This window comes from Nocardia sp. NPDC050435 (genome assembly GCF_040655395.1).
In the GTDB taxonomy this organism is placed as follows: domain Bacteria; phylum Actinomycetota; class Actinomycetes; order Mycobacteriales; family Mycobacteriaceae; genus Nocardia.
Genome location: NZ_JBFAJW010000002.1, coordinates 854,534 through 864,054, shown reverse-complemented (window position 1 = coordinate 864,054; position 9,521 = coordinate 854,534). Strand labels below are relative to the sequence as shown.

Sequence of the window (9,521 nt, the reverse complement as noted above, 5' to 3'; positions counted from 1 at the left end):
CGGTGACTCCGCCCGCCGCGCGGGCAACGAGTTCCTGTTCCAGCAGCTGGCCCAGCAGAACATCGAAACCCTCAACGAGGTCTTCGACGGTGTCGAGCAGTCCCGCAAGAAGATCGTGGTCACCTGCGCGCACTGCTTCAACGCCCTCAACAACGAATACCCTCAGATCGGGGGCACCTACGAGGTCGTGCACCACACCCAGCTGCTGAACCGGCTGGTGCGGCAGAAGAAACTGGTGCCGGTGGCCTCGGTCAGCCAGCAGATCACCTACCACGACCCCTGCTATCTGGGCCGCCACAACAAGGTCTACAACGCTCCGCGTGAGCTGATGGAAGCCTCGGGTTCCACTCTGGTCGAGATGCCCCGGCACGGGGAACGCTCGATGTGCTGCGGCGCGGGTGGTGCGCGGATGTGGATGGAAGAACAACTCGGCAAACGGATCAACAACGACCGTGTCGACGAAGCGTTGGAAACGATCGATTCCAGCCCGGGTGCGGGCACGAAGATCGCGACGGGTTGCCCGTTCTGCCGGGTCATGCTGTCCGATGGTGTGACCGCGCGCCAAGCCGAGATCGATGCCGCCGACCGGGTCGAGGTGGTGGATGTGGCCCAGTTGATGCTGGACGCGATCACCCGAGTCGAGGCTGATGAGTTGGGTGCGAACCTGGTCGTAATCCAGGAACCCAAACAAACCCCCGAACCCGAACCCGAACCGGAGCCTGAACCGGTTGCCGCTGCGGCGGAGGCTCCTGCGGCGGCGGCCAAGCCCGCTGGTGGCGGGTTGGCTATGAAGGGCGGCAAGGCCCCTGGTGGCGGGTTGGCGATGAAGGGCGGCAAGGCTCCCGGTGGTCTGGGCATGAAGGGTGCCGCCAAGGCCCCCGGTGCCGGGACCACCGAACCGGCGGCTGAGGACAAGCCCGCGGCCAAGGGTCTGGCCATGAAGGGCCCCGCCAAGGCTCCGGGTGGTCTGGGCATGAAGGGTGCCGCCAAGGCTCCCGGCGCCAAGGCCGCGGCTCCGGCTGAACCGGCCGCGGAGGAGAAGCCCGCGGCCCCGGTCAAGGGTCTGGCCATGAAGGGCCCGGCCAAGGCCCCTGGCAAGGGTTTGGCCATGAAGGGTGCGGCGAAAGCCCCGGGCGCCAAGGACGACTCGGCTCCCGCCGCCGAAACCCCGGCTACCGAAGCACCGGCGGCCGAGACTCCGGCCGCTCCGGTCAAGGGCCTGGGCATGAAGGGCAAGGCCAAGGCCCCCGGCGCGAAAGCCCCGGGCGCCAAGGCTCCGGCAGCCACCCCGGCACCGGCCCCCGCCGACTCCACCCCTGCCGAAACTGCCACCGCCGAACCGGCTTCGACCCCCGAACCGTCCGCCCCCGCGGGCGAGGAGGTCAAACCGACCGTCGCGGCCAAGGGCCTGGCCATGAAGTCCGGCTTCAAGCGCCCCGGCCCGAAGGCCCCCGGCAACGCCGCCCCGGCTGAATCGGCCGCCACCCCGGCAGAGTCGGCCCCGGCCGACTCTGCCCCGGTGGAGTCGACCCCGGTGGAGTCGACCCCGGTGGAGTCGAGCCCGGCTGAATCAGCCCCGGCGGAGTCGGGCACGGCTGAATCGGCTCCTGCCGAATCGGCTCCGGCCGAGGATGCCCCGGAAGCCACCACCGCCCCGGACCAGCCCGCCAACGGCAACGGCACCACCTCGGTTGCCCCGCCGACCGCAAAGCCAGGCGGCCTCGGCTTCAAGTCGGGAGCGAAGGCCCCCGGCCGCAAGAACTAGCACCACCTGAACAAGACGACCCGGGTCCACTGGACCCGGGTCGTTGTTATTGGGCTAGAGCACTACTCGGTTTCTTTTCGGATGCCCGGGCATACACCGCTCGAGCAAAACCCGCCCGGCACTGCGACTGCCTTTCGGCGCAGGGTCGACGAAATACCACAAGCGACCACCGTCGCTGAACTTGTACTGATAGCGCTCGTAGGTCCGGCCCGCATAGGTGCCGTAGCGCAACTCCGCGCGAAGGGGATACAGGCGCGGCGACTGCCGCTCCGGTTCCCTGGTGAGTGTGTCCCAAGCATCGGCCATCGCGTTCCGGGCGACGGCGACACAATCGACCCACCCTTTGCGAGCCTGGCTGGTGATGAACTCGAGCGAGTACTCGCTCCGCTTCAGCGGTCGCGGCACGTCCTGTGCTCTGCTCATGAGGTGGCCCGAGGGTCAGGCGCAGGCTCCGGTTCGGGGAGCCGATCCAGATCGGTGCCATCGACCTCGATGTTCGGATCGGCGTAGGCCGCAGCGGTATCGCGCCAAGCGCCCAGGACGATCGTCAACCTGTCCAGGTTGCCGACGGACAGACCCCCGCGTGCCGTATTCAGGAACTCGGCCACGAATTCGAGACGGGCGGACGCCGGAAGCAGTTCGATCCAGGGAAAGACGAGCGTGAGCCGACCGGCCAACTGCTCGAGCAGTGTGTCGTCCATGGCGATAGCCAGCAGCTGAGTGAGGGCGGCGAGCGTCTCCTCCGTAGCCGAGGCCGCCCGGTCGTCGGACAGCCGCAGGGCGGGGGCGGAGCGGCGCACGAGTACGACTTCGCCGCTTTGCTCCATGGCCGCCAGCACCCCGTTGGGATCGCGTAGGAATTCCGACCACGTTGCTGTCGTCTTCATAGCGCCAGGATATCAGAACTAGTTCAGATATCCTGGCGCCGAAGCGGCTATGCCCTGGTCAGGGCCGCGTAGCGGGTGAGGTGGGCGTCGGTGGTGCCGTATTCGGATTCGATGGCTGTCAGGCGTTTGAAGTAGTGGCCGATGGCCAGTTCTTCGGTCATGCCCATGGCGCCGTGCAACTGGACGGCGTTCTGGCCGAGGAAGCGGGCGGCGCGGGCGATGGTGACCTTGGCGGCGGAGGCGGCACGGGCGCGGGCCGCCGGGCCGGCGTGCAGCGAGTAGATCACCAGATAGGTTGCGGCGATGGCCTGTTCGAGTTCCATGTGCATGTCGACCATGCGGTGCTGCAGGGCCTGGAAGCTGCTGATCGGGACGCCGAACTGCTGCCGCTGCTTGGTGTACTCGACGGTGTCGGCGAGTACCTTGCTCATCGCGCCGACGGCTTCCGCGCAGGTCGCCGCGATGGCCTCGTCCACGGTCGGCTCGATCGCAGCCCAGCCCGCGCCTTCGGCGCCGAGCAGCGCCGTGCCGGGCAGCCGGAATCCGGTGAACACCAGGTCGGCGGCGGGCCGGTCGTCGATGGTGCGGTACGCGTGCAGCTCGACCCCGGCCGGTGGGTCGGCGGGATCGAAGGCGAGGTGGAACAACGAGATTCCGTCCTGATCCCGCCGCGCGCCGGCGGTGCGCGCGCTGATGATCAGGTGGGTCGCGATCGGTGCGCTGGTCACCACGATCTTGGTGCCGTCCAGGATCCAGTCGTCCCCGTCACGGCGCGCGGTGGTCGACACGTCGTGCAGCGTGTGCCCCGAGGACGGTTCCAGCGCCGCGAAGGCCGTCCGCACCGCACCCGAAACGATTTGGCGCAGCGTGTCTTCCGCTCCCCCGGCCCGCCGGAGCAAACCCGCGCCGACCACGACGGTGTCGATGAACGGTTCGACCACCAGCGCCCGGCCCAGTTCCTCGGCGATGACCATCAGCTCGACCGGCCCACCGCCCATACCGTCCACGTCCTCGGGCAGGGTGGCGCCGAGAATGCCGAGCTCGTCGGCGAATCCGCGCCACACCTCGGGCTGCCAGCCCGCGCCGCCCTTGGCGGCTTTGCGGCTGAGCTCCAAGTCGTAGCGAGCGCCGAGGAATCCGGCGAGCGCCGCGCGCAGGAGTTCCTGCTCCTTGCTGAGTGAGAAGTCCATCAGAGCCCCAATGCTGCTTTGGCGAGGATGTTTCGCTGAATTTCGTTGCTGCCCGCGTAGATCGAGCCCGCCCGGTCGTTGAAGTAGTGCAGCGGCGCGACGGCCTGCCACTCCGCGCCGCTGACGTAACCGTCTGCGGGCGGGGTGTATTCGGCGACGGGTCCACCCGGTTTGGTGGCGTGCGGCTGGTACACCCGTCCGCGCGGTCCGGCCGCCTCCAGCTTCAATTCGGTGAGCTGCTGGCTCAATTCGGTGCCGAGCACCTTGAGCATCGAGGAGGCGGGCCCGGGATTCTTGCCCTGTGCCATCGCGGAAAGCGTGCGGTATTCCAGGATTTCGAGCACTTCGGTGCGAATCCGGACCTCGGCCAGCTTGCGGGCGAAGGCGGGATCGTCGAGCAGTTGGTTGCCGTCCGGGCCGGTCTGGTCGGCGGCCGCGGTGGCCACGTCCTCGGCCAGGACCTGAAGCATCGGCGAGAGCGCGCCGCCACGTTCGTGGATGAGCAGGTATTTGGCGACGGTCCAGCCTTCGTCGAGGCGGCCGAGCACATTGGCCTTGGGCACGCGCACGTTGTCGAAGAAGACCTGATTCTGGATCTCCTCGCCGGAAGACATGACCAGCGGCCGGATTTCGATGCCGGGCGTGGTCATATCGATCAGCAGGAAGGTGATGCCCTGCTGCTTCTTGCCGGCGCGCGAGGTGCGGACCAGGCAGAAGATCCAGTTCGCCTCGGTGGCGTGGGTGGTCCAGATCTTGCTGCCGGTGCAGATCAGGTCCTCGCCGTCCTCGACCGCCGCCATGCTGAGCGAGGCGAGGTCGGAGCCGGACTCGGGTTCGGAATAGCCCTGGCAGAAGAACACTTCCCCGGTCAGGATGCGGGGCAGGAAGTAGGACTTCTGTTCCTCGGTGCCGAAGGCGATGATCGCGTGCGCGACCATGCGGATGCCCATCGGCGAGAGCAGCGGCGCACCGGCGAGGGTGAGTTCGCGCCCGAAGATGTAGTGCTGGGTCAGGCTCCAGGGCTGTCCGCCGAATTCGACGGGCCAGGCCGGCGCGGCCCAGCCGCGCGCGTGCAGGATGTGCTGCCACTGCATGCTGGCCTCGTGGTCGGCGTACACGCTCGTCGCCAGTCGCCCGGCGCGGCGCAGTTCCGGCGTCAGGTTCGCCTCGAGGAACTGCCGGACCTCGTCCCGGAAGGCCAGATCTTCAGCTGACCAGTCGTATTCCATCTGCCCTCCCAGAGGGGGTTGCCACACTGCATTACCGCAGGCCAGGACCGGCCCGCCTGCCGCCAATGTAAGCCCGGCCACCCGCGAAATCAAACTGATGCCACCCGCCCGCAGTTGACCAGGCATTCTGCGTTCGCGCCGGTCAGCAGTCTTCGAAGTACGCCTTCACATAGCCGGCCGACTGATAGACGTAGTCGTAGGCCCAGCGCGCCACCGACAGCCGCGGCCGCGGGTCCACGAACAGGAGTTCACCGGGCCAGCATTTGCCGAGGATGTAGCGGGCCCGCGAGATGTGCGGAGTGAAGGTCACCACGACCACCCGCCGCCAGCCGTGCTCCCGCGCCAGCCGCGCCAGCGCCCGCCCCTCCCCCCGGGTGGTGCGCGGCTCGGGATCGAAACAACTGACCCGGAAGCTGTAGCCCCCGTGACAGATTCGATTGATCATCGCGCTGTTCGTATACGGATCCGAGAACACCACCCACGGCGCGACCCCCTCCCGCCCCAACCGCAACCCCAACTGCTCCCGCCCGTCATGGGCCCCACCCAGCACCAGAACCGCATCCGCCCGCACCGGCACATCCGTGCGCGGCCGCACGTAGACCGGCCACAATCCGGCGACGACGACCGTGAGAACGACGACGCTCAGCAGCGTCGCGGCGATACCCTTTCGTCGCATCAATCCGATGCTAGTGCGGTGACCTGCACCGACCTACCGACGTGCGGGACGTGTTCAGCTACACATACTCGGCTCGCCGATCTTGACCACCGACAGCACCGCATCGCCTTCACCGATGAGCACACCCGGTGACGGCGATTGCGAGACCACGATCCAGTTCCGGTCCGACAACTGCATCCGCCCTTTCCCCGTGGCATCGGTGGAACGCGAGTAGAAGACGCCCGCGGCCTGGATCGCGTTCTGGGCTGCTTGCAGATTCATGCAGACGACGCTGGGCATGGCCACTCGGGTAGCGGCCTGCGTGGTGGGCGGTCGGGCTTCGGAGGAAACGACCGGCGGCGCTTGCGCGGTGGTCGGTGCGGCCACCAACGGCATGGCTGCGCCCGAGGGCGTCGTGGTGATCGGCTGCGCAGCCTTGTCCCCGTTACCCCCGGCATTGCCGATCGCTCCGATGACCAGCAAAACGCCGAATACGGCGACGACCCACACCCAGACCGGCGTGCGCTTCTTGGACGATTGTTGCGGCATGCTCATAACACGGACTCCTGGCACCGGCGGCTGATTCGACCGCAGGTGAGCTCCCCCCGACAGGAGTTGATGCGGCGCCAGAATGTTCTCCCGGACTCGGGGCGACCGAACGACGTTTCACTGAATTACGGGGTTGAATCCCTACCGTCCGTGGGGTTCCGATCAGACTTCCGGTCTGTCCGCGACTGCAGTGTGCGCACCCCGAAGGCTGACAAAAACCCTGGTCATGAGGCCGGGCACCACATGTACACCTGATGTTGCCGCATGCCTCGCTTCGCGGTCGGGGCATGTCCATCGTCGGGGACTACCAATCGATCATGCGCTGCACAGTTTTCGGAACCGGGTACCTCGGGGCTACGCACGCGGCGTGCATGGCCGATCTCGGGCACGACGTGATCGGGGTGGATGTCGACCCGGGCAAGGTCGCGAAATTGTCGGACGGGGTGGTGCCGTTCTACGAGCCCGGGCTGGAGCAGGTGCTGCGGCGCAATCTCGACGCGGGGCGGTTGCGGTTCACCACGTCCTATCCGGAGGCGGCGGCACACGCGCAGGTGCATTTCCTTGGTGTGGGCACGCCGCAGAAGAAGGGCGAGTACGCCGCGGACCTGAAATATGTGCACGCCGTAGTGGATACGCTGGCCCCGCTGCTGGAGCGGCCGTCGGTGATCGTCGGCAAGTCCACGGTGCCGGTGGGAACCGCTGCGGCACTGGGCGATCGGGCCCGCGCGCGGTCGGGCGCCGAAGTCGAGGTGGCGTGGAATCCGGAGTTCCTGCGCGAGGGCTTCGCCGTCCAGGACACGCTGCGCCCGGACCGGCTGGTGCTCGGCGTCGATCGCGAGCGCGCGAATTCGGCGTGGGTGGAGGACCTGGTCCGCGAGATCTACGCGGACCTGATCGAGCACGAGGTCCCGTTCCTGCTGACCGACCTGGCCACCGCCGAACTCGTCAAGGCGTCCGCGAACGCCTTTCTGGCGACGAAGATCTCGTTCATCAACGCGGTGTCGGAGGTGTGCGAGGCCACCGGCGCCGACGTCACCATGCTGGCCGACGCACTGGGCTACGACGCCCGCATCGGCCGCCGATTCCTCAACGCGGGGCTGGGTTTCGGCGGCGGCTGCCTGCCCAAGGACATCCGCGCGTTCATGGCCCGCTCGGGTGAGCTGGGCGCCGATCACGCGGTGGCCTTCCTGCGCGAGGTCGACAACATCAATATGCGCCGCCGCACCAAGGTCGTCGACATGGCGACCCGGGCCTGCGGCGGTTCGCTGCTGGGCGCGAATGTCGCGGTGCTGGGCGCCGCGTTCAAACCCGAATCCGACGACGTGCGGGACTCCCCCGCGCTGAACGTGGCCGGCATGATCCAGCTGCACGGCGCGGTGGTCACCGTGTACGACCCGAAGGCCGTGGAGAATTCGCGCCGCGTCTTCCCGACCCTGAACTACGCCACCTCGGTCGCGGAGGCCTGCGATCGCGCGGACGTGGTGCTGGTGCTCACGGAGTGGGACGAATTCACCGCCTTGCGCCCGGCGGAACTGGACCGGGTGGTGCGGGCACGCTCCATCATCGACGGCCGGAACTGTCTCAATCGTGCCACCTGGAGAGCGGCCGGATGGGTGTACGCGGGTCTCGGCACACCGTAGAGTTGCAGCGTGCCAGGCACTGGGCGCTTGAGTGGGATCGAACATCGCCGGTAAGGTCCCCTGCAGTCTCCGTCGTGGCCGACGCGGGCTCGCATGTCGGAAAGCGTGACAAGATAGGCAGCTGATGAGTTCGGTACTGGGAGTTTCGGTGGGGGCCGGCGCTGTTCGCATGGCGCGCCCGCACGCCCAGAACCCCCAGGGCCCGGTCAGTCCGCAGGGCTTCGACCTGCACACCATCCCCGTCCGCGAGCATCCCGGCGAGGAAGCCGCGGCCGAGGCGGTCGGCGTCACCCTGGAAACCGCGCCCGATATCCGCGCCACCGCCATCGCCTATCGCGGTGAGCAGCAGGCCCGCTCGGTGCGCGCGGCCATGGCCCGCCAGCAGCTCACCGACTACGAGCTGGTCCCCGAGATCTTCGCCACACTCGAATACGCCACGGCGACAGGCGAAATCCGGGGCATCAATTCTCTCGCCGTCTACGATCTGGGCAGCTCCGGCCTGACGGTCAGCGTCGTCGACACCCAGACCCGTGAGGTCCGCTACACCGAGCGCACCAGCGAAATCAGCGGCGACTACCTGGATTCGCTGATCCGGGAGCAGCAGATCGCCTCCGGCCGGATCGCGCACCCGCAGAACCCGGCGGGCCTGGCGGCCCTGGACGCGCTGTGCCGCGAGGCCAAAGAGCAGCTCTCGTCGAACACCGCCGTCGCGCTGCCGAGCGAACAGGGCCTGGTCCTGCTCGCGCAGGAGAATTTCGAGGCGCTGGTCGTGACGGCGATCGAGTCCTCGGCCCGGATGACCCGCGATGTGATCGCCCGCGCCGGCCGACCGGTGCAGGGCGTGCTCGTCATCGGCGGCTGTGCCCGGATCCCGTTGGTCGCCAAGGTGCTCGAGCACTGGATCGGGGTGCCGGTCATCGTGCCGGAGAGCCCCGAGACGGTCACCGCGCGCGGCGCCGCGCTGCTGGCCCGCCCGGCGGTCCGTCCCGCCGCGGCGCAGGCGCCCGCGCCGGCCACCATGGCCTTCGACGACGAGGAGTTGTCGCCGGCCTGGCTATCGGCGCCGCCGAAGAAGGGCAAGCGCAAGCGCAAGAACGATCTGGCCGACGACGATTGGCTCGGCAACGAGGATCCCGGCCAGGATTGGGGCCAGGCTCGGCCGCCCAAGGCCCGCAAACGCTCCTACGACGAGACGCCGGCCGCCCTGGCGGATCACCCGCGCCGCAAACGCGAACTCAACGGCGCCGTGCTCACCGTGAGCGCCTTGGCGGTGGTCGCCGCGATCGGCATCGGCCTGGGTTACGGCCAGCAGGTGCTGACCCGGGATTCCAACAGCAGCGAGGGGTCGCCGCCGGCCACCACCTCCAGCGTCCCGCGCACCACCACCCTGGAACCGCAGATCGCGGTCGCGCCCGCGACGACCACCACCGAGACCGAGTCGGCGGCCGCACCGCCGCCGCGGCGCACGACCACCACCGCGCCGCCGCCCACGCCGGGCCCGAATACCTTTACGGTGCCGTTCCTTCCGCCGATCGTGGTGCCCACGATCCCGCCGGATCTGTTCCCGGCGCCGCCGCCGGGCGGCTGATCGGCCGACGCCCCTCTG

9 protein-coding genes are annotated in these 9,521 nt (G+C 68.4%); 3 read left to right on the top strand and 6 right to left on the bottom strand.

From position 1 onward, the window contains the following. Window positions 1-1,765, top strand: a 1,765-nt coding sequence (locus AB0I43_RS08425; RefSeq protein WP_357431593.1) for a heterodisulfide reductase-related iron-sulfur binding cluster, incomplete at its 5' end; no start/stop codon positions are given. 54 nt (window positions 1,766-1,819) lie between these two features. Here AB0I43_RS08425 and AB0I43_RS08420 read toward each other — a convergent pair. From AB0I43_RS08420 to AB0I43_RS08395, 6 genes are all read right to left on the bottom strand, one after another. Continuing rightward, on the bottom strand, window positions 1,820-2,170 hold the full coding sequence (locus tag AB0I43_RS08420; RefSeq protein WP_357431591.1) for a hypothetical protein: 351 nt from the start codon (window positions 2,168-2,170) through the stop codon (window positions 1,820-1,822). 14 nt (window positions 2,171-2,184) lie between these two features. Continuing rightward, window positions 2,185-2,652: a hypothetical protein gene (locus tag AB0I43_RS08415; protein ID WP_356972219.1), complete on the bottom strand. Its 468-nt coding sequence runs from the start codon at window positions 2,650-2,652 to the stop codon at window positions 2,185-2,187. Between the two features lie 47 nt (window positions 2,653-2,699). Continuing rightward, entirely contained in the window at window positions 2,700-3,842 is a 1,143-nt protein-coding gene (locus AB0I43_RS08410; RefSeq protein WP_356972218.1) for an acyl-CoA dehydrogenase family protein, read from the bottom strand. After that, window positions 3,842-5,071 (bottom strand): acyl-CoA dehydrogenase family protein, encoded by a 1,230-nt coding sequence (locus AB0I43_RS08405; RefSeq protein ID WP_356972217.1) that lies wholly within the window; start codon window positions 5,069-5,071, stop codon window positions 3,842-3,844. The genes AB0I43_RS08410 and AB0I43_RS08405 overlap by 1 nt, the downstream gene beginning before the upstream one ends. 142 nt (window positions 5,072-5,213) lie before the next feature. After that, window positions 5,214-5,747 (bottom strand): YdcF family protein, encoded by a 534-nt coding sequence (locus tag AB0I43_RS08400; protein ID WP_356972216.1) that lies wholly within the window; start codon window positions 5,745-5,747, stop codon window positions 5,214-5,216. 54 nt (window positions 5,748-5,801) lie between these two features. After that, a complete protein-coding gene (locus AB0I43_RS08395) occupies window positions 5,802-6,281 on the bottom strand; it encodes a hypothetical protein (protein ID WP_356972214.1) in 480 nt (159 codons plus the stop codon). Window positions 6,282-6,592: 311 nt separating this feature from the next. Between AB0I43_RS08395 and AB0I43_RS08390 the strand changes: the two genes are divergently transcribed. After that, window positions 6,593-7,915, top strand: a complete 1,323-nt coding sequence (locus AB0I43_RS08390; RefSeq protein WP_356972213.1) for a UDP-glucose/GDP-mannose dehydrogenase family protein — start codon at window positions 6,593-6,595, stop codon at window positions 7,913-7,915. A 124-nt stretch (window positions 7,916-8,039) separates the two neighbouring features. Further along, window positions 8,040-9,503, top strand: coding sequence for an Hsp70 family protein (locus AB0I43_RS08385; protein WP_356972211.1), 1,464 nt, complete (start codon window positions 8,040-8,042; stop codon window positions 9,501-9,503). Window positions 9,504-9,521 lie beyond the last annotated feature (18 nt).